Here is a 19,655-nt window from a genome sequence, read left to right as displayed (position 1 = left end):
CAGCAGGCCTCGGCGGGGTCGCTCACCTTCTGCCTACGAGTGGCCCAGCTCCGCCGCGTCCGCGTCGTCCTCGCCCACCGGCACCGAGCCCGAGTCCGCCGCGGGCCGCAGCGGGAACGGGTCCACGATCGTCTCGTCGATCACGTGCGGCGGCGGAACCGGCGGCTTCGGCATGACCGCTGCCTCCGAGTGCCCCCCGCAGCCGTAGGCCAGGGACACCACACGCCCGTCCGCCGGAGCGAACTCGTTCGTGCATACGCCGAACGCCTGACCGAGCGACCCTCCGATCGCCACCAGGAACCCACAGCTCACACAGGTCGCCGGCGCGGCCTGGGCCATGGGCGTCGTGGGGCCGTAGGCGTCCTCCCAGCGGTCGGCGGCGGTGTGGAGGCCGTACCGCGACAGGACGCGCGCCCGGCGCATGCCCAGTTCCTCGGCCACCGCCGCGATCGACCCACGGGCGGGTACGACCGTGAAGGCGGACGGTGAGCCCGGGGTGATGTCGGCGTCCTCGGCGTCGGCCAGCTCCGCCGCCAGTGCCACCGAGGCCGCCCCCGACACCAGCACGGAGTTCGGCAGGGGCTCGTCCTCGCCCGAGTAACCCGGCTCCAGACGCAGGTCCTCCGCGTCCGTGGGGAGCAGATCCCCGGGACCCATGTCACCAGGGCGCAGCCGCTCGCTCCAGGGCACCCATTCCGGGGCCTGCAGGGCGTCGGGGCCGGGGAGGAGCACCACCTCGTCCAGGGTGACCAGCTTGGCCCGGGACGCCCGGGCGACCGTCACCGCCCAGCGCCAGCCCCGGTAGCCGAACTCCTTGCACTCGAAGAAGTGCGTGACGACACGGTCTCCTTCGGACACCACGCCCGAGTGTTCACCCACCACGCCAGGTGCCGCCGCCTCCTCCGCCGCCGAAAGGGCGAGGTCGACGGCCTCGGCGCACAGGCGGTCGGGGGTGCGGCTTCGCGTTGTCGCTGCGCTCACAGGTATCGCTTCTCTCCTACGCCGTCTCACGAGTGCGCCCGTCCCGACGGGGTGCGAACGGTTGCGAACGGAGCGGACCAGAGGGCCGCGTCAACGTTCGCGCCCGATCACGCTCGGGCGCACCTACGTCATCCATTCTGCGGGATGGCCGAGAGGCGCGCGGCCGAGAACAACCGCCACTGCGCGCTACGCACGCTACCTTCTCCAGCGCCCAGGGCCCACACCGACGGGACGCTTCGTGGCGACCGACATCCAACCGTGGCAACTCCGGCCCCCCTTTTCCTCGCCTCTCACCCCACTCTTCCCACCCCCGGATGGCCGGAAAACACCCCACCAAAACCGTCCGAGAGACTTCAGAGAGACTTCCAAGAGACTCCTGAAAGACCCTCACTCGCATCCCACTCGGACCCATACGCGCGGTAACCGCACTAGTTACGCCCTTCTCGGGGCACTATGGCGGAGTGGCAACCGAGAGGTCGCCCCACGGCGCCACCGGGATCGGCGGGGTCGAGGGGAACAACCGGAGTGGCACCGGCACCAAGAGCGGCCGGCACGGCGTACGGGACCGGATGAACGGGTCCGTACGTGCGGTCGGCCGTGCCCTGCACTTCCCGGTGACCGGAACCGCCCGTGGCATCCGCAAGGCCACCCACGCGCACGGCGCCGGGGAGTCCGGGCTCGGCAAACTCATCGAGCTGCACGCGGTGAACGGCGCCGGTGACGTCATGATCACCATCGCCCTCGCCTCCACCGTCTTCTTCTCCGTCCCCACCGACGAGGCACGCGGGCGCGTGGCCATCTATCTCGGCATCACCATGGCGCCCTTCACCCTCCTCGCCCCCGTGATCGGCCCCCTGCTCGACCGCCTCCCGCACGGCCGCCGCGCCGCGATGGCCGGCTCGATGCTCGCCCGCGCCCTCCTCGCCCTGCTGCTCGCCGGCGCGGTCGCCACCGGCAGCATCGAGCTGTACCCGGCCGCGCTGGGCGTCCTGGTCGCCTCGAAGGCGTACGGCGTGGTCCGCAGCGCCGTCGTACCCCGTCTCCTGCCACCCGGCTTCTCCCTGGTGAAGGCCAATTCGCGGGTCACGCTGAGCGGGCTGCTCGCCACCGGTGTGGCCGCGCCCATCGGCGGCGGACTCCAGGCCCTCGGGCCGCGCTGGCCGCTCTACGGCGCCTTCGTGATCTTCATCGCGGGTACGTTCCTGTCCTTCACGCTGCCCCACAAGGTGGACTCCGCCAAGGGCGAGGACATCGCCCTGCTGGCCGCCGACCCGGAGCATCTGCACGGCCCGCACCGCCGCGAGACCCTGCGCCGCCCGGGTCTGCGCACGGTCGGTACGGCCGTCACGCACGCCTTGGGCGCCAACGCCGCCCTGCGCTGTCTGTCCGGCTTCCTGATCTTCTTCCTCGCCTTCCTGCTCCGCGAGCATCCGCTGACCGGGGAGAGCGCCGCGTGGTCGCTGGGCATGGTCGCCGTCGCGGCGGGCGTCGGCAACGCGCTCGGTACGGCGGTCGGGGCGGCCGTGAAGCAGCGTGCGCCGGAGCTGATCGTCGTGACGGTCGTCGCCGTGGTCCTCGGCGCGGCGATCGTGGCCGCGATCTTCTTCGGCGCCGCCCTGGTCGCCTGTCTGGCCGCGGTCGCCGGGTTCTGCCAGGCGCTCGCCAAGCTGTCCCTGGACGCGCTGATCCAGCGGGACGTCCCCGAACTCGTCCGCTCATCCGCGTTCGCCCGCTCCGAGACGCTGCTCCAGATGGCCTGGGTGCTCGGCGGCGCCGTCGGTATCGCGCTGCCCCTGATCGGCGAGCTGGGCCTCGGGGTGGCCGCCGCGATCGTCGCCGTAGGCTGGCTGACCACGGTCAAGGGTCTGATCGGCTCCGCCCGCCACGGGGGCCGCGCCCACCCCCGCGTCGCCTGAGAGCCGCCATCGGGTCCTACCGGGCCCGGCACGCCGTACCCACGTGACGACCGTGCCGTGGGTGCCCGATAGCCTTCGGCCATGACCTCGTTGCGTTCCGCTTCCACTGCGCGCCGCCGCCGCGCTGTTGCCGCCGTCGGCGCCGTTGGTGCCGGACTGCTCGTCCTGTCCGCCTGCGACAAGCCGACGCCGATCTCCACGATCACCGTCGGCCGTGCCTCGGTGAACTCGGAGGCCTCCTGCTACGACGACGGCAAGGAGCTGAAGACCGCCGACGTGGCCAAGTGCCTCAAGGACACGGACATCAAGAGCATCACGGTCGACCCGGACGAGACCGTGCGCTTCGGCGTCGACCCGAAGATCGCCGACAAGGGCTGGACGATCCTGATGAACGGCCAGCCGCTGACGGACTCCAGCACCAAGACGTACCGCACGATTCCGGGCAGCGTGTTCTTCAACGCCCAGTACGGCGCCCAGGGCAACTCGACGCTCGTCTCCATCAAGGAGGGCGAGAAAGAGGTCAACGGCCTGTGGTCGTTCAAGCTGAAGAAGGACTCCTGACGACGTCAGGGGTACGCGTCCTCGTAGCCACCGCGGTCCCCGTCGAACGGGACGCGGTGGCACAGGTGTTCCCGCCCGGTGACGGGCCGGTCGACGTCATCGCCGTGGGAGTCGGCCCCGCCGCCTCCGCCGCCTCCGTCGCCTCGGCGCTCACCACAGCCGCCCTTCGCGGCACCCCCTACGACCTGGTCGTCTCGGCGGGCATCGGCGGCGGATTCCAGCCCCAGGCGCCGGTCGGCTCGCTGGTCGTCGCCGACGAGATCACCGTCGCGGACCTGGGCGCCGAGACACCGGAAGGATTCGTTCCGGTCACCGGTCTCGGCTTCGGCACCGTCACCCACCGTCCGCCGGAAGCACTCGTACGAGATGTCACGGCCGTGACAGGCGCCCGCGCCGGCGCCGTCCTGACCGTCTCCACCGTCACCGGCAGCGCCGAACGCGCCGCCGAACTGCGCGCCCGGCACCCCGGCGCGCTGGCCGAGGCGATGGAGGGCTTCGGGGTCGCCGAGGCCGCCGCCGCGCACGGTGTGCCGGTGCTGGAGATCCGGGCCGTGTCCAATCCCGTCGGGCCCCGCGACCGCACCGCCTGGCGCATCGGCGACGCCCTCACGGCCCTGACGGAGGCCTTCGGGAAGCTCGCGCCGGTACTGGAGAGTTGGAACCCACATGAGCAATCCGCCGAGCAGCCCCGTGAACTCCCCCGAGAGCACTGACGTGAGCCCCGAGAAGCCCGGGGAGGTGCGGATCGCGTACTCGCCCTGCCCGAACGACACCTTCGTCTTCGACGCCTGGGCCCACGGCCGGGTGCCGGACGCGCCCGCGCTCGACGTGACGTTCGCGGACATCGACATCACCAACGGTATGGCCGAGCGCGGCGAGTTCGACGTACTGAAGGTGTCGTACGCCGTCCTGCCGTACGTCCTCGACGAGTACGCGCTGCTGCCCTGCGGGGGTGCGCTGGGCCGGGGCTGCGGGCCGCTGGTGCTCACCCGGGAGGCGGGGGCCGACCTGACGGGACGTACGGTCGCGGTGCCGAGCGAGCGGTCGACGGCGTATCTGCTGTTCCGGCTCTGGGCCGCGGACACGGTCCCCGACGGGGTCGGGGACGTCGTCGTGATGCCGTTCCACGAGATCATGCCCGCCGTACGGGACGGCAAGGTCGACGCCGGGCTGGTCATCCACGAGGCGCGCTTCACGTACCGGAACTACGGGCTGCACAAGCTCGCGGACATGGGCGAGCACTGGGAGGCGACGACCGGCCTGCCGATCCCGCTCGGCGCGATCATCGCCAAGCGGTCGCTGGGAGCGGAGACGCTCCGCCGCCTCGCCCAGGCGGCCCGGACGTCCGTACGGGCCGCCTGGGACGATCCGGAGGCCTCCAGGGCCTATGTCCTGGAGCACGCGCAGGAGATGGACCCGAAAGTCGCCGACCAGCACATCGGGCTGTACGTCAACGAGTTCACCGCCGACCTCGGTGCGGACGGCTATGCGGCGGTGAGGGGACTGCTGACCCGCGCGGCGGCCGAGGGGCTGGTGCCGCCCCTCGGCCCGAACGCACTCGATTTCCCCTAGAAATCCACTGGACGGCCATGGAGATCAGCGGGGACCGACGCGGACCAACGGAAATCCCCCGGCGACACCTACACGTCGAGCTGGTCGGCAACCGCCCTCAGCAGGCCCGCGATCTTCGCGCCCGAGGTCTTCTCGGGGTAACGGCCCCTTTCCAGCATCGGGGTGATGTTCTCCAGGACGGTCGTCAAGTCCTGGACGATGGAGGCCAGTTCGTCGGGCTTCTTGCGCTGCGCCGCCGCGACGGACGGGGTCGGGTCCAGGATCACCACGGAAAGCGCCTGGTCACCGCGTTGCCCGGCGACAACTCCGAACTCCACGCGCTGGCCCGGCTTGAGGGACTCGACTCCGGCGGGCAGGACCGAGGAATGGACGAAGACGTCACCGCCGTCGTCGCGGGAGAGAAAGCCGAAGCCCTTCTCGCTGTTAAACCACTTGACCTTACCCGTGGGCACGTCTGTTCCTCGTCCTCGTACTCGTCGGAAAATTGCTTCGGGCTGCGTAGCACTGCTTGAAGGTGCTGCGAACTGCTGGCAGGAAAACGGGTCTTGATAGCACTTGGGCGGGTCGCTGGACCCGCCGGTACCAAGGCTAGTGGTCGACAGGCGGGTGACAAGACGTCGCCCGCTTGTTCCTTCGGGCAGGGAACTACCCTGGTCGAGTGCGTGACAAAACCCAAACGAATTCCGCCGCGGCCGGAGATCGGCTGATCCGTGCCGGTGCCATCGTCTTCTTCGTGGGTGCGGTGGCCACTTTGGTCACCGTGGCCCCATTCCTCCTCGGCACGACGCCATTCCCGACGTTCATGTTCGGCTTGAGCATGCTCATGGGCGTCGGCTTCCTCGTCGCCGCCACCGGGGTGCTCCGGTCGGTGGCCGAGGGCCGGCGTCAGGCGCGGGCGGCCACGGCCGAGTAGCCGGCCAGCCAGGCCGGGAAGTGGGTGAGGTCGTCGAGGACTACGTCCGCGCCCGCCGCGCGCAGCTCAGCGGCGTCGCAGGGCCCGGTGGGCACGGCCACGGACAGGGCACCGGCGATCCGGGCACCGCGTACGTCTCCGACGTGGTCGCCGACGTACACGCTCGCGCCCTGCTCGCGCAGCGCCACCGCCTTCTGCTCGGCCCACAGGTTTCCGATGACCGCGTCGGGCTCGATGCCGAGGTGTTCGAGGTGCAGCTTGGCGTTGGGCTCGTACTTGGCGGTGACGACGATCGCCCTCCCGCCCAGCTCCCGCACGGCCGCGATGGCCTCGGCGGCGCCGGTCATCGCGGGGGTCGCGGTGATGGCTATGGCCGGATACATCGACCGGTAGAGGTCGCTCATGGCATCGACGCGATCGGCCGGAAACCACTGCACGAGCTCGTCCGCGAGGGGCGGACCGAGCCGGGTGACGGCCAGGTCGGCGTCGATGAACGTACCCGTCCGCTCGGCGAGCGCCAGGTAGCAGGCGTGGATGCCGGGCCGGGAGTCGATGAGGGTCATGTCGAGGTCGAAGCCGACGGTCAGTGTCATATGCACCATTGTGCGGGAGCGGTCGCGGGGCGGGGAGCGGCCTCGGTCGCGGAAGCGGGCGGTGACGGTGCTCAGCGCGGGAGCGGGCTCAGGAGCGGTCCCGGTCACGGGCTCCGGCGCGGTTCCAGTCACGGGCTCGGGCTCGGGCTCGGTCACGGGCTCGGGCTCGGGCTCGGTCACGGGCTCGGGCTCGGGCTCGGTCACGGGCTCGGGCTCGGGCTCGGTCACGGGCTCGGGCTCGGGAACGGTCACGGGCTCGGGCTCGGTCACGGGCTCGGGCTCAGGCTCAGGCTCAGGAACGGTCACGGGCTCAGGCTCGGTCACGGGCTCAGGCTCAGGCTCAGGAACGGTCACGGGCTCAGGCTCGGTCACGGGCTCGGGAACGGGCTCGGGCTCGGGCTCGGGCTCAGGCTCGGGCTCGGGCTCGGGCTCGGGCTCAGGCGCGGGCTCAGGAACGGGCTCGGGCTCGGCCACGGGCTCAGGCGCGGGTCACGGTCACGGGAACGGGCTCAGACGCGGGTCGCCGGCGCGGGCTCAGGAACAGGCTCGGTCACGGGCGGCGGCGGCGCCGACGACGGTGCTCAGCGTGGGCGCTGGGAGCGCCAGACCAGGAACAGGGCGGAGACGATCGCTGCGCCCTTCAGCACCCACGGCCAGGTCTGGGAGAGGGCCTCGTTCATGTGGCCCTCGGCGATGGGGTCGCCCCAGCGGCCCCGCGTACGGCCCCACAGCCACCCGGCGCCTGCCGCGACCGCCGCTCCGGGCAGGTACACGACCGCCCATTTCGTCTCGGCCTGGGAGAGCCGGCGCGAGACGTAGGCGATGGCCCAGCCGACGAGGAGGGCGTAGATGTTGCCGAGGACCGCTCCGGCGACCAGCAGGCCGGCGGCGAGCAGCAGCAGCGGGTTGCTCCAGCCGCCGGAGGGGAGGGGCAGACGTACCCGTCGGCGCCGGCGGGGTGCCTCCGCGCTCCCGTCCTCGACCGCCTCCGCGGAGTCGGGCACCTCCGCCTCGACGGCCTCGCCGGTCTCGTCCGCCGGTTTCGGCTTCTGCGGCCTGGGCGGCGGCTTGAGCAGGGCGGGGATCTCCACACCGCCGACGAACCCGGCCGGGAGGCTGTCCGAGTCCGTGAACGGCCCCCTGGGGCCCGCCAACCACCAGTCCGCGTCCCCGAGTTCGTCCGTGCCCGCGAGATGGGGCGGGGCGGGGTCGCCGTCGGCGGGAAAGGGAGCGAACGCGTCCGCGACGCCCGCTCCCCGGTCGGTCTCCGCCGGGCGCGGGCGCGGTACGAGACGCCCGAGCCCCTTGCCCTTGTCCTTGCCCCGCGGCTTCTCACGGTCACGGTCACGCTGTACGGGCACGGAGGCACGCGGCGCCTCAGGAGCACCGGCAGAACCGGCAGCACCCGGAGAACCGGTGCCCGCGTCGGCCACCACCTCGTCCGGGGTGCCGATGCGGTCGAGGATGCGGCGTACGGCGGCCGGGCTGTCGACCGGGGCCTTGGCGCGGCGGCGGTCGATCTCCTCGCGCAACCCCGAGACGAGCCGCATCCGTTCGCCGGACGGCAACTGCCGCTGCTGGGCCAGGTCTCCGACCCTGCTCAGATACTCGTAGACGACCTGATCACTCTCGATACCCACGAAGTCAGACGTTACCGGCATCGCCGCCCACCCAGCCCGTCCGGCGCTTGAGGACAAGGCCCCTTCAGGGCCGGAGCGGGGGCCTGGGGGCGCAGCCCCCAGCGACGCCCACACCGACTCCCCGCACCGACGAAAGACACCTCGCCGCACCCACCCGCTACCGTGGGCGGGATGAGCACCGAGGAGACACCGGCGCCGCGTTCCCTCGCGGAGGCGCTTCGCGCGCGGGACGACGCGTCCCTGGCCGCGCTGCTGCGCAGCCGTCCGGACCTCATCACCCCCGTCCCCACCGACCTCACCCAGCTGGCCACCCGCGCCGGCACCCGCGCTTCGGTCGTGCGTGCCCTGGAGCGCCTCGACCGGTTCACGCTCCAGACGGCGCAGGCGCTGGCCGTGGCCCCGGACCCGGCGTCGTACGACGATCTGCTGGCCCTGCTCGCGGGCGACGCCGCCGACCCCGGCGTCGTCGCCGCCGTGCCGCGTGCCCTCGCCGTGCTGCGCGAGCAGGCGCTGGTGTGGGGCGGCCCGGACCGGCTGCGCCTCGTGCGTACCGCCCGTGAGCTGCTGGCGCCCTCGCCGCAGCATCCGTCCCCGACAGGGCTCGGGCCGACGGTCGCGGAGGCGACGGCGGGGATGTCACCGGGCCGGGTCCAGGAGATCGTGGCGGCGGCGGGGCTCACGTCGACGCACGACGCGGTGAGCGCGGTGGCCTCGCTGACCGCCCTGTTCACCGACCGCGGGCGGATGGCCGCGCTGCTGGACACCGCGTCCCCGGACTCCGTCGACGTGCTGCGGCGTCTCGTCTGGGGGCCGCCGTACGGGCAGGTCACGGCCGAGCCTGCCGCGCACCTGCGCTGGCTGCTGGACCGGGGTCTGCTCCTGCCTACGGCGCCCGGCACGGTCGTACTGCCGCGCGAGGTGGCCCTGCATCTGCGCGGCGGCCTGGCACACCGGACGACCGAGCCGTTGCCGCCCGGGGTCGAGCCGGCTGCCGTCCATCGTCCACAGGTTGTGGACAGCGCGGCGGCCGGGCAGGCGTACACGACGCTCGCGACCGTCGAGGAGCTGCTGAAGGACTGGGACGAGGGCGGCCCGGCGGTGCTGCGGGCCGGCGGGCTGAGCGTCCGCGACCTCAAGCGGACCGCCGTCGCCCTGGACGTCTCCGAGCCTGTGGCCGCCTTCTGGGTCGAACTCGCCTATGCGGCAGGCCTGTTGGCGTCCGACGGCGAGGCCGACGAGCGGTACGCGGCGACCCCCGTCTACGACGAGTGGCTCCAGTGGCCCGCCGCCCGGCGCTGGGCGCGGCTCGCGGAGGCGTGGCTGACGGCGACCCGGACACCGGGAGTGATCGGCGGCCGGGACGCGAAGGACCGTACGCTGTCCGCCCTCGGCCCGGGCCTGGACCGGTCGGCCGCGCCGGAGGTACGGCACCGGGTGCTGGCCCTGCTGGCCGCCCTCCCGGAGGGCACGTCCCCGACCGTCGAGTCCGTGCTGGCCCGGCTGCACTGGGAGCGTCCGACACGTGGCCCGCAGCAGGACCGGGGCGGCGACGAGGACCTGCGCACCAGACTCGCCCGCTGGACACTGGCCGAGGCCGAGTCGCTGGGCGTCACGGGCCGGGGTGCCCTGTCGTCCCAGGGCCGGGCCCTGCTCGGCGCCCCCGCCGCACCGGCGAAGCCGGCCGAACCGACGGGCCCGGGCGACAAACTCCCGGTCCACCACCACGACCACCACCCCCACACCCACTTCTCCCCCTCCAACACCCACACCCTCGAACCCCTCTCACCCGCCGAACAGGCGACCGCGTCCGCCGCCGCGGCCCGGCTGCTGACCCCGCTGCTGCCCGAGCCGCTCGACCACGTCCTCCTCCAGGCGGACCTGACGGCGGTGGCTCCGGGCCCGCTCAAGCGCCCCCTGGCCGATGTGCTCGGCGTACTCGCGGACATCGAGTCGAAGGGCGGCGCGACGGTCTACCGCTTCACCCCGGGTTCCGTACGCCGTGCCCTGGACGCGGGCCGCTCCGCCTCCGACCTGCACGACTTCCTGACCGCCCACTCCCGTACGCCGGTTCCGCAGCCGCTGGCCTACCTCATCGACGACGTGGCGCGCAGACACGGCCATCTGCGGATCGGCGCCGCCTCGGCGTACGTGCGCTGCGACGACGACGCGGTGCTCAGCGAGATCCTCGCCGACAAGCGGTCCGAGAGCCTGCGTCTGCGGCGCCTGGCGCCCACGGTGCTGGCCGCGCAGGCCGACCCGGCGGCCCTCCTCGACGGGCTGCGCGCGATGGGCTTCGCGCCGGCCGCCGAGTCCGCCGAGGGCGACGTCCTGATCACCCGCGCCCACGCCCACCGCACCCCGCCCCGCACCGCCCCCGACCCGGTACCGGACGGCCCGCCGACCCCCGACACCACCCTTCTCTCGGCGGCGATCCGCGCGATCAGGGCCGGCGACCTGGCCGCGACGGCCCCCCGCAGGCCCACGGAGACCCCGGCCGCGAACGGCGACCTCCCGCGCACCAGCCCCGCCGAGACCCTGGCCACGATGCAGGCCGCCGTGATGACCGGCGAGGCCCTCTGGATCGGCTACGTCAACGCCGAGGGCGCCGCCACCCAGCGCCTCATCGCCCCCGTCCGCGTCGAGGGCGGCTTCGTCACGGGGTACGACCACACGGCGGACGAGGTACGGACCTACCCCCTGCACCGGGTCACCGGCGTGGCGGAACTGGCGGACGACCAGCCGTAGGCACCGCGGACTGTGATGTGCGCCCCGCCGTGACCCCAGGCCGGTAGGGCACACTGGAGGTTTGGCCGTAGGCCGTGCGGAAGGGATGTGTACGTACGTGAATGGTCCACTCATCGTCCAGTCGGACAAAACCCTGCTCCTTGAGGTCGATCACGAGCAGGCGGGCGACTGCCGTCGGGCCATCGCGCCGTTCGCCGAGCTGGAACGGGCGCCGGAGCACATCCACACCTACCGGGTGACCCCGCTGGGCCTGTGGAACGCGCGGGCCGCCGGGCACGACGCCGAGCAGGTCGTCGACGCGCTGGTGCAGTACAGCCGCTACCCCGTGCCGCACGCGCTGCTCGTCGACATCGCCGAGACGATGGACCGCTACGGCAGGCTGACCCTCTCCAAGCACCCGACGCACGGGCTGGTCCTCACCAGCACCGACCGTCCCGTGCTGGAGGAGATCCTGCGCTCCAAGCGGATCACCCCGCTCGTCGGCGCCCGGCTCGACCCGGACACCGTGGCCGTGCACCCCTCCGAGCGCGGGCAGATCAAGCAGGTGCTGCTGAAGCTGGGCTGGCCGGCCGAGGACCTCGCCGGGTACGTCGACGGTGAGGCGCACGCGATCGAGCTGGCCGAGGACGGGTGGGCGCTGCGCCCGTACCAGCAGCAGGCCGTGGAGAACTTCTGGCACGGCGGGAGCGGAGTGGTCGTACTCCCCTGTGGGGCGGGAAAGACGCTGGTCGGGGCCGGGTCGATGGCCGAGGCGAAGGCCACCACCCTCATCCTCGTCACCAACACCGTCTCGGCCCGGCAGTGGAAGCACGAGCTGGTGAAGCGGACGTCGCTGACCGAGGAGGAGATCGGCGAGTACAGCGGTACGCGCAAGGAGATCCGGCCGGTCACGATCGCCACGTACCAGGTGCTGACAACTCGCCGTAAGGGCGTCTATCCGCACCTGGAGCTGTTCGACTCCCGCGACTGGGGCCTGATCATCTACGACGAGGTGCACCTCCTCCCCGCGCCCGTCTTCAAGTTCACCGCCGATCTGCAGGCCAGGCGGCGGCTGGGTCTGACCGCGACCCTCGTCCGGGAGGACGGGCGGGAGTCGGACGTCTTCTCGCTGATCGGCCCGAAGCGGTTCGACGCGCCGTGGAAGGAGATCGAGGCGCAGGGCTACATCGCGCCCGCCGACTGCGTCGAGGTACGGGTCAATCTGACCGAGTCGGAGCGGCTCGCGTACGCCACCGCCGAGACCGAGGAGAAGTACCGCTTCTGTGCGACCACCGCGACCAAGCGGAAGGTCACGGAGGCGATCGTGCGGCGCTTCGCTGGGCAGCAGATCCTCGTCATCGGCCAGTACATCGACCAGCTCGACGAACTGGGCGAGCATCTGAACGCGCCCGTCATCAAGGGTGAGACGCCGAACTCGCAGCGCGAGAAGCTCTTCGACGCGTTCCGGGAGGGCGAGATCAGCGTGCTGGTCGTGTCCAAGGTCGCGAACTTCTCGATCGACCTGCCGGAGGCGACCGTCGCCATCCAGGTGTCGGGCACGTTCGGGTCACGGCAGGAGGAGGCTCAGCGGCTGGGTCGCGTACTGCGGCCGAAGGCCGACGGTCACAAGGCCCACTTCTACTCGGTGGTCGCCCGGGACACCATCGACCAGGACTTCGCCGCGCACCGCCAGCGGTTCCTGGCGGAACAGGGGTACGCGTACCGGATCATGGACGCGGACGAGCTGCTCGCCGGGAGCTGAGGCCGACGGGGCCATCGGCGGTCGCCGGTGGTCCCGGACGTGGGCGGTGGTCCCGGACGTCGGCGGTGAGAGCGGCAGCAGTGGCGGGCTTTGCCCTGTACATGCACAATCAGCTGGCGTCGCCGTGACCTGGTGACGGAGAACACGCACGCTGGCTTGGGGGAGACGTGGGACGACGCGAGAGCAGCATCGATCCGACGAGAGGGGTCCTGGAGCGGTTCGCCCACGACCTGCGTCTGTTGCGGCGGCAGGCGGGATCGCCGTCCTACCAGCAGTTGGCCGGGCACACGCACTTCGCCTCCTCCACACTCGCCGCCTGCGCTTCGGGCAAGCGGCTGCCCAGCGCCGCCGTACTCGAGGCGTACGTACGGGCCTGCGGGGGCGATGTGACGGAGTGGGAGTCCCGCCGCATCCGTACGCGGATCCACCTGGACACCAGCATCTGCACCAGCACGCACACGGATGCGAACACGGCCGAGGTCGAGAGCGAGATCCAGCACGAGGACGACGGCCACGAGGACGAAGGCGAGGGCACTCAGGCCGAGGTCCGCCCGGCGCCGGTCGCGGCGAGCGCCGGGTTCGTCGGTCAGGAAGCCGTGCGGCGGAAGGGGCGGCGCGGAGGGGGTGCGTCGTGGTGGCGTGTCGGCATCCTGGCCCTGGTGCTGTTCGGCTGTTGTGCTTCGCAGGCGAACGCGACACACGACTCCTTCGCGACGGCCTCGGCGACACCGGCCGACGCGGCGAGGTGGCTGAATCCCCGTGCCGCGATACCGGACCGGTTCCGGCCCGCCATCATCCGCGCCGGCACCATGTGCCCCGTGCCGCAGATCACGCCCGCCCTGGTCGCCGCCATCCTCGCCGCCGAGAGCGGCTTCGACCCCGGTCTGGCCGATCCCGCCGCTCAGGAGTACGGCATCGCGCGGTGGACACCGCGGGTCCTGCGGTACTACCTGCCCCCGGAGCGCCAGGACCGGGTCCCGGTTCCGCCGTTCGACCCCGAGGACTCGATCCTGGCCCTGGGACGCATGCTGTGCGCGCTGGCCCCACAGCTGGAGGGGGTCGCCGGTGACCCGGTGATGAACCTGGCCGCCGCCTACCGCACGGCCACGTTCGTCGTGCAGCGGGCGGACGGCGTACCGGACCGCCTGCTGCCGTACACCCGCCGGGTGCGCGCCCGTCTGCTGGACTACGCGCCCACGCCCGGCGCATGTCTGCCCTACGAGGTCGAGCAGAGTTCGTATCCGGCGCCCTGCGCCCGTTCAGGCTCGGCCCTGAGGTCCAGTCCCGCGCGTTGAGATTCAGTCCCGCGCGTGGCGAGTTCGTCGCACGGCGTGGGGATTGCGGAGCCGGACGGGCGAGGCGTGTCCGGCTCCGCATGGTGCGTGCGCGCCCCGCCCGACGACTCATCGCCTCACAGGACGTTGGGCGGGTTGCCGGGACGGCTGGTCCCGCACGACGGTACGCCGTCGAGCCAGGCCGGCCCCTGGAGGTAGATGTTGTTGACCCAGCCGCCGAAGTCCGGCAGGTAGGACCACGCGCTGTTCGTGATTCCCTCGGCCGTCACCGACTCACCGCGTTCCTGGCAGCGGATGCGCACGTTGGTCGGCCCGGTGAAGGTGTGCACCGTCGCGGTGGACGTCGAGGAGTCCGCGTGCACCTGCACACCCGTACCCCACGTGCTGAAGCCGGGATCGCCGACCGGTGCGCTGCTGGGACCGCACGGCGGAACACCGTCGAGCCAGGCGGGGCCCTGGAGGAAGATGTTGCTGATCCATGCCTTCTGGTCGGGCAGGTAGGACCAGGCGTCGTTGGTGACGCCCGCGGCGGTCACGGACTCGGCGTGCTGCTGGCAGGAGACCGTCACCCTGGTGGGGGTGGCGAAGACCGGGCCCAACGGGGCCGAGACAGTGGGCCGTTGACGGGTGTTGACGTCCGTGCCCCAGGTGGAGAACCCGCCGCTGCCCGCGCCCGTGTTCCCGTCGCACGCGGGCACGCCCACGAGCCACTCGGCCCCCTGGACGTAGATGTTGCTGATCCAGCCGCCGTAGTCGGGCAGGTACGACCAGACGTCGTTGGTGTAGCCCTCGGCGGTGACGGACTCGGCCCGCTTCTGGCACTGGATCGCCACCGACATCGGTGCCGAGAAGGTGGCTACGGGCGTTCCCGTGCGGGACGGCAGCGGGCGTACGTTCACTCCGGTTGCCCAGGTCTGGAACCGTCCGGACCCTCCGTCTCCCCCCGAGCCGTCGCAGGCGGGGACCCCGTCGAGCCATGCCGCGCCCTGCACGTAGATGTTGCTGACCCAGCCGCCGTAGTCGGGCAGGTACGACCAGGCGTCGTTGGTGTAGCCCTCGGCGGTCACGGTCTCGCCGTGCTGCTGGCACTTGACCTTGATGGCCGTGGGGCCGTCGAGGGTGAGCACGACGGGGGCGGACTGCCCGGCGGAGGCACGCACGTTCACATGGTCGCCCCAGGTGCTGTGGTCGCCGCCCCCGCCTGCCCCGCCGGAGGCGGCGAGGCGGATGGCCCCTGTGTAGCCGTTGTGGCTCGAGAACTGCGACACCATGATGTGGGTGTCCGACTCGCGCGCCTCGACGATCTTCCCGTCGCCCAGGTACATGGCCACGTGGTGGATGGGTGAGCCGAAGAAGACCAGGTCGCCGGGTTGCAACGGCGCGGTGCCCTGGGCCGCGGAGAAGCGGTTCGTGGCCGGCAGCTGGAACTCCTGGGCGGCGGTGCGCTGCCCCATGACGTCGTACCCGACGGACTTCGCCCAGGCGTAGCGGACGAAGCCCGAGCAGTCGAAGCCTTTTCGGCTCGGATCGTTCTTGCTGCGTTCGGGATCACTGGTGTCCACGTATCCGTACGAGGCTCCCGGCGTCGGGCCGTGTCCGCCGCCCCAGCTGTACCAGGTGCCGATACTGACCTCGCGGCACGCCCAGTCGACGGCCCGGGCCGCCGCGTCGTTGGGCGCGACCACCGTCATACCGCAGTCGCGGCCGGGGTTCCAGGTGGGAGTGGGAGGCGGGCCGCTGATCCCCTTCATCTGGCGGGCGAACCAGCTGCCGAGGCTGCGGCGGTAGTCGATGTTGCCGCAGCAGGACTGGTAGCTGGTGTGGATCTGCGCGGCCAGCGTGTCGTTCTCGCTCTGCCTCGGGTCGCAGACCATGTCCCCGACGACGCAGAAGTCGATGCTGCGCCCGGCGATGTCGGACGGCAGGACCCGCGGTTCGAGAAGGCCGCCCTCGGTGCTCTTGCCGGCCTCGCCGGTGCGGTAGTCCACGTGCAGCGCGTAGGAGGTCCGGCCCGCGGCACTGTGTGGGTCCGCCAGCATCAGAACGGCGCCGATGTGGCTTCGCTCGTCGGCCGTGAGGTTGTCGATCGCGTCGTGCACCACGTTGGCACCCTGCGAATAGCCGACGAGACCGATCCGCGAGGTGGGGCACATGCTCGCCCACTTGCGAACCACCTGGACCATCTGCGCGGTCCCGGTGTTGCGCGAGTTGACCCAGGTCGAGCTCCACAGCATGTTGTCGACGCTGACGTCCGCGGCCTCGTAGGGCAGCGGGTAGTACTCGGTCGAGGATCCGCTGAGGCCGGCGATCTGGGCCTCCCGTAGGTAGGCACCCACCCGGTCGCCCATGTGTTCGAGGCCGGGCAGCGGCGGATTCTCCGGTGAGTTCTCACCCGAGCCGCGGGCCCCGATGACCAGGTTGTCCGAGCAGAAGAGGGGCAGGCCCTGGTCCCAGGGCTGGGCGTCCACGGGACTGAAACTGGCCGCCTGGGCGGAGGGGGCCGCGACGAGCGGCAGCAGGGTGAGGGCCAGCGCGACTGTGAGCAGCCGCATGACCCGTCTGACAGACATGGTGAGGGAAGATCCTTTCAGGACAGGAGTCGCAGTCCCGACTTCGGGCGCGGCGGCGACGGCCACCGCAGGCCATGCAACCTGCCACTGGGCACTTCACCTCAGGGGACAGAGAATCCCCGGACAATCCATCAACAACGAGAAGACCGGCGCGGTGGTGGGACACACGGCGGTCGGCGACACCTGACCTGGTCGTTCACCTGCGGCGTACGCCCGCTTCCTCTCCGTACTCGCCGAGGAGTACGACGCTCAGGGCGGCGCCCGCGAACACCCTGACGGCGCGCAGGGCGTCGCCGACGGGGTGCCGGTGGCCGCCCCGCACGGGGGTGGCGCCGGAGCGGACGGAAGCCACGGGGGCTGCGGACGCGGGGGTGAAGGCTGCTGCACTCATGTATCCATGGTTGCTCCCGGGGCCGCCAGTGCCATCGGCCTGCGGGTCCAACCTCCGTCGTCCCTCCGTACGCCTCCGGGTGGACGTCTCCCCCACAGGAAGGTGGAGTCCGTCCCCTAGGGGACGCCGGCTGCCGTACCGGCCGCCTACTCCCCGGCGTACGCCGAAATTGATTGGCCTCCGCCTGCTCCCGTCCCCTAGGATCTCCGCTCTTGCCCGCCTCCCGTCGTGGAGCGCCGCCGCCCGGACGGAAACCGGTCGGCTCTCGACGTCCCACCCAGCAGCGCGTACCCCGCGGGTACGCGCAGGCAGCCGGAGGCACCCCCTTGTCCAGCCCCGTCCCCGTCCCCGTTCCGACCCCCGCGGCCGACGACCCCCTCGGCCGCGAACGCGCCCACCTGGCCGCCTCCAGGGGAGCCCTCCGCGCCATGCGTGAGGACGCGGAGTCCCTCGACATCAGGGACGTCACCGCGAACTGGGTCAACGCGGCGGTCCTCTCCCACCAGATCGAGGAGCGGATCAAGGCTCTCGCCGACCTCAGTCACACCCCGCTGTTCTTCGGCCGCCTCGACTACCTGCACGCTCCCGGCGCCGAGCAGGCCGAGGGCGCGGAGGGGGAGCAGTTCTACATCGGGCGCCGGCACGTCCACGACGCCGGTGGCGACCCCATGGTCATCGACTGGCGCGCGCCGGTGTCCCAGCCGTTCTACCGGGCGTCGAAGACGGACCCGATGGATGTCGGCCTGCGCCGCCGCTTCGGGTACACCGGCGGGGACCTCACAGCGTACGAGGACGAGCACCTCTCCGACCCCGCGGACCCGTCGGAGGCGGCCGCCACCAGCAAGCTGCTCCAGCAGGAGATCGAGCGCCCGCGCGTGGGCCCGATGCGCGACATCGTGGCCACCATCCAGCCCGAGCAGGACGAGATCGTACGCAGCGGGCTGGGCGGCTCGGTGTGCGTGCAGGGGGGTCCCGGCACCGGGAAGACGGCTGTCGGTCTGCACCGGGTCGCGTATCTCCTCTACGCCCACCGCGACCGGCTGGCCCGGACCGGCACCCTCGTTATCGGGCCGAACAGGTCCTTCCTCCACTACATCGAGCAAGTGCTGCCCGCCCTGGGCGAGCTGGAGGTCAAGCAGGCCACCGTCGACGACCTGGTGGCCCATGTCGAGGTGCACGGCACGGACGACTCGGCGGCGGCGGTCATCAAGGGCGACGCGAGGATGGCGACGGTGCTGAGGAACGCCGTGTACTCCCATGTCACCCTGCCCACCGAGCCGGTCATGGTCGTGCGCGGGTCCCGGCGCTGGCGCGTCCCGGCGTACGAACTGGAGTCGATGGTCCGGGAGTTGCTGGACCGGGACATCCGCTACGGCGCCGCCCGCGAGGCCCTGCCGCAGCGCATCGCGCACACGGTGCTGGTGCAGATGGAACGGTCCGGTGAGGCCCCGGACGACCGTGTGCAGGACTCCGTCGCCCGCAACGCGGCGGTGAAGGCGGCGGTCAAGGCGATCTGGCCGCCCGTCGACCCGGCCAAACTCGTCCTGCGCCTCCTCACCGACGCCGACTTCCTCGCCGTGCACGCGGCTGGAGTCCTCGACGAGGACGAGCAGAAGGAGATCCTCTGGGCCAAGCCCGTACGGTCGGTGAAGTCGGCCAAGTGGTCGGCGGCGGACGCCGTGTTGATCGACGAGACGACCGACCTGGTCCAGCGCACGCACTCGCTCGGCCATGTCGTCCTGGACGAGGCGCAGGATCTCTCGCCGATGCAGTACCGGGCGGTGGGCCGACGCTGCACGACCGGCTCGGCGACCGTCCTGGGCGACCTCGCGCAGGGCACCACGCCCTGGGCGACGAGGAGTTGGGCGGAGGCGCTGGGCCACCTGGGCAAGGCGGACGCGGTGGTGGAGGAACTGACGGCGGGCTTCCGAGTCCCGACGGACGTCATCACCTACGCCTCCCGCCTCCTCCCGCACATCGCGCCGGGCCTGACACCGGTGGCGTCGGTCCGCGAGAACCCGGGATTCTTCGACGTGCGTCCGATCAGCGGAGGCGGGGTGGATGAAGTGGTCGCCGCCTGCGAGGAGTTGCTGCGCAACGAGGGCTCGACGGGCCTGATCGCGGCGGACACCCGCATCCCCACCCTCACGGAGGCCCTGACGGCGGCGGGCATCGAGTACTTGTCCCCCGGTGAGGAGACGACGTACGAAACCCGCCTGACCCTGGTCCCGGCCTCGTTGGCGAAGGGCCTGGAGTACGACTACGTGGTCCTGGACGAACCCCAGGCAGTGGTGGACGCCGAGCCGGACGAACGGACGGGCCTACGACGCCTGTACGTGGCCCTGACCCGAGCGGTCTCGGGCCTGATCGTGACACACGGGGCGCCGCTGCCGAGCGAACTGGACTGAGGGGACCACACCTCCAGCCCCGGCCCGCATTCCCAGCCCGTCCGGCACCTGAGGACAAGGCCCGTCACGGACCGGCTTCTTACCCACCCACCCACCCCCACCGCGCCTACAGCCCAGGCCACACCCCTCCAGCCCCGGCCCGCATTCCCAGCCCGTCCGGCACCTGAGGACAAGGCCCGTCACGGACCGGCTCCTTACCCACCCACCCCCACCGCGCCTACAGCCCAGGCCACACCCCTCCAGCCCCGGCCCGCATTCCCAGCCCGTCCGGCGCTTGAGGACAAGGCCCGTTCAGGGCCGATGGGGGGTCTGGGGGCACAGCCCCCAGG

General features: G+C 71.9%; 15 protein-coding genes. 9 read left to right on the top strand and 6 right to left on the bottom strand.

What is annotated here, in order from left to right; translation table 11 throughout:
- Nucleotides 1-33: 33 nt before the first annotated feature.
- The gene (locus PV734_RS30465; protein WP_319095482.1) at nucleotides 34-981 is read right to left on the bottom strand and encodes a DUF3027 domain-containing protein; all 948 of its coding nucleotides are present in this window, start codon (nucleotides 979-981) and stop codon (nucleotides 34-36) included.
- A gap of 461 nt (nucleotides 982-1,442) precedes the next feature.
- Here PV734_RS30465 and PV734_RS30460 point away from each other — a divergent pair, with 461 nt between their 5' ends.
- The 4 genes from PV734_RS30460 (at nucleotide 1,443) to PV734_RS30445 (ending at nucleotide 5,030) form a co-directional block, all read left to right on the top strand.
- On the top strand, nucleotides 1,443-2,897 hold the full coding sequence (locus tag PV734_RS30460; protein WP_319095483.1) for an MFS transporter: 1,455 nt from the start codon (nucleotides 1,443-1,445) through the stop codon (nucleotides 2,895-2,897).
- Nucleotides 2,898-2,978: 81 nt separating this feature from the next.
- Nucleotides 2,979-3,458 (top strand): DUF2771 domain-containing protein, encoded by a 480-nt coding sequence (locus tag PV734_RS30455; protein WP_319095484.1) that lies wholly within the window; start codon nucleotides 2,979-2,981, stop codon nucleotides 3,456-3,458.
- Entirely contained in the window at nucleotides 3,428-4,171 is a 744-nt protein-coding gene (locus PV734_RS30450) for a futalosine hydrolase (protein WP_319292863.1), read from the top strand. The genes PV734_RS30455 and PV734_RS30450 overlap by 31 nt, the downstream gene beginning before the upstream one ends.
- Nucleotides 4,172-4,202: 31 nt before the next feature.
- Nucleotides 4,203-5,030: a 1,4-dihydroxy-6-naphthoate synthase gene (locus tag PV734_RS30445; RefSeq protein WP_415924298.1), complete on the top strand. Its 828-nt coding sequence runs from the start codon at nucleotides 4,203-4,205 to the stop codon at nucleotides 5,028-5,030.
- 68 nt (nucleotides 5,031-5,098) lie between these two features.
- Here the strand turns inward: PV734_RS30445 and PV734_RS30440 are convergent, their stop codons facing one another.
- Nucleotides 5,099-5,482 (bottom strand): cold-shock protein, encoded by a 384-nt coding sequence (locus PV734_RS30440; protein ID WP_319095487.1) that lies wholly within the window; start codon nucleotides 5,480-5,482, stop codon nucleotides 5,099-5,101.
- A gap of 206 nt (nucleotides 5,483-5,688) precedes the next feature.
- On the opposite strand from PV734_RS30440, the gene PV734_RS30435 reads away from it, so the two are divergent.
- Nucleotides 5,689-5,943 (top strand): hypothetical protein, encoded by a 255-nt coding sequence (locus PV734_RS30435; RefSeq protein ID WP_319292859.1) that lies wholly within the window; start codon nucleotides 5,689-5,691, stop codon nucleotides 5,941-5,943.
- Here the strand turns inward: PV734_RS30435 and PV734_RS30430 are convergent.
- The gene (locus PV734_RS30430) at nucleotides 5,916-6,545 is read right to left on the bottom strand and encodes an HAD family hydrolase (protein ID WP_415924297.1); all 630 of its coding nucleotides are present in this window, start codon (nucleotides 6,543-6,545) and stop codon (nucleotides 5,916-5,918) included. The two genes, PV734_RS30435 and PV734_RS30430, sit on opposite strands and share 28 nt — an antisense overlap.
- A 572-nt stretch (nucleotides 6,546-7,117) precedes the next feature.
- The gene (locus tag PV734_RS30425; RefSeq protein ID WP_319292857.1) at nucleotides 7,118-8,176 is read right to left on the bottom strand and encodes a hypothetical protein; all 1,059 of its coding nucleotides are present in this window, start codon (nucleotides 8,174-8,176) and stop codon (nucleotides 7,118-7,120) included.
- Nucleotides 8,177-8,347: 171 nt separating this feature from the next.
- Here PV734_RS30425 and PV734_RS30420 point away from each other — a divergent pair, with 171 nt between their 5' ends.
- From PV734_RS30420 to PV734_RS30410, 3 genes are all read left to right on the top strand, one after another.
- Entirely contained in the window at nucleotides 8,348-10,921 is a 2,574-nt protein-coding gene (locus tag PV734_RS30420; protein WP_319292855.1) for a helicase-associated domain-containing protein, read from the top strand.
- A 97-nt stretch (nucleotides 10,922-11,018) separates the two neighbouring features.
- Nucleotides 11,019-12,662, top strand: coding sequence for a DNA repair helicase XPB (locus PV734_RS30415; RefSeq protein ID WP_322111485.1), 1,644 nt, complete (start codon nucleotides 11,019-11,021; stop codon nucleotides 12,660-12,662).
- A 167-nt stretch (nucleotides 12,663-12,829) separates the two neighbouring features.
- Nucleotides 12,830-13,957, top strand: a complete 1,128-nt coding sequence (locus PV734_RS30410) for a helix-turn-helix domain-containing protein (RefSeq protein WP_319292853.1) — start codon at nucleotides 12,830-12,832, stop codon at nucleotides 13,955-13,957.
- 116 nt (nucleotides 13,958-14,073) lie between these two features.
- Here the strand turns inward: PV734_RS30410 and PV734_RS30405 are convergent, their stop codons facing one another.
- Nucleotides 14,074-16,527 (bottom strand): cutinase family protein, encoded by a 2,454-nt coding sequence (locus PV734_RS30405; RefSeq protein WP_319097232.1) that lies wholly within the window; start codon nucleotides 16,525-16,527, stop codon nucleotides 14,074-14,076.
- A 196-nt stretch (nucleotides 16,528-16,723) separates the two neighbouring features.
- On the bottom strand, nucleotides 16,724-16,918 hold the full coding sequence (locus PV734_RS30400; RefSeq protein ID WP_319097231.1) for a hypothetical protein: 195 nt from the start codon (nucleotides 16,916-16,918) through the stop codon (nucleotides 16,724-16,726).
- A gap of 326 nt (nucleotides 16,919-17,244) precedes the next feature.
- On the opposite strand from PV734_RS30400, the gene PV734_RS30395 reads away from it, so the two are divergent.
- A complete protein-coding gene (locus PV734_RS30395; RefSeq protein ID WP_319292850.1) occupies nucleotides 17,245-19,326 on the top strand; it encodes a HelD family protein in 2,082 nt (693 codons plus the stop codon).
- Nucleotides 19,327-19,655: the final 329 nt, after the last annotated feature.

This window comes from Streptomyces sp. AK08-02 (assembly GCF_033795085.1).
GTDB lineage: Bacteria > Actinomycetota > Actinomycetes > Streptomycetales > Streptomycetaceae > Streptomyces > Streptomyces echiniscabiei.
Note: the sequence above shows the minus strand (reverse complement) of the source record. Positions and strands in the feature narration are given on the sequence as shown.

Bases quoted from the DNA above. Each gene is read 5' to 3' on its own strand.
- PV734_RS30420 (WP_319292855.1), top strand. From the start codon at position 8,348: ATGAGCACCGAGGAGACACCGGCGCCGCGTTCCCTCGCGGAGGCGCTT.
- PV734_RS30400 (WP_319097231.1), bottom strand. From the start codon at position 16,918: ATGAGTGCAGCAGCCTTCACCCCCGCGTCCGCAGCCCCCGTGGCTTCC.
- PV734_RS30455 (WP_319095484.1), top strand. From the start codon at position 2,979: ATGACCTCGTTGCGTTCCGCTTCCACTGCGCGCCGCCGCCGCGCTGTT.
- PV734_RS30430 (WP_415924297.1), bottom strand. From the start codon at position 6,545: ATGGTGCATATGACACTGACCGTCGGCTTCGACCTCGACATGACCCTC.
- PV734_RS30405 (WP_319097232.1), bottom strand. From the start codon at position 16,527: ATGTCTGTCAGACGGGTCATGCGGCTGCTCACAGTCGCGCTGGCCCTC.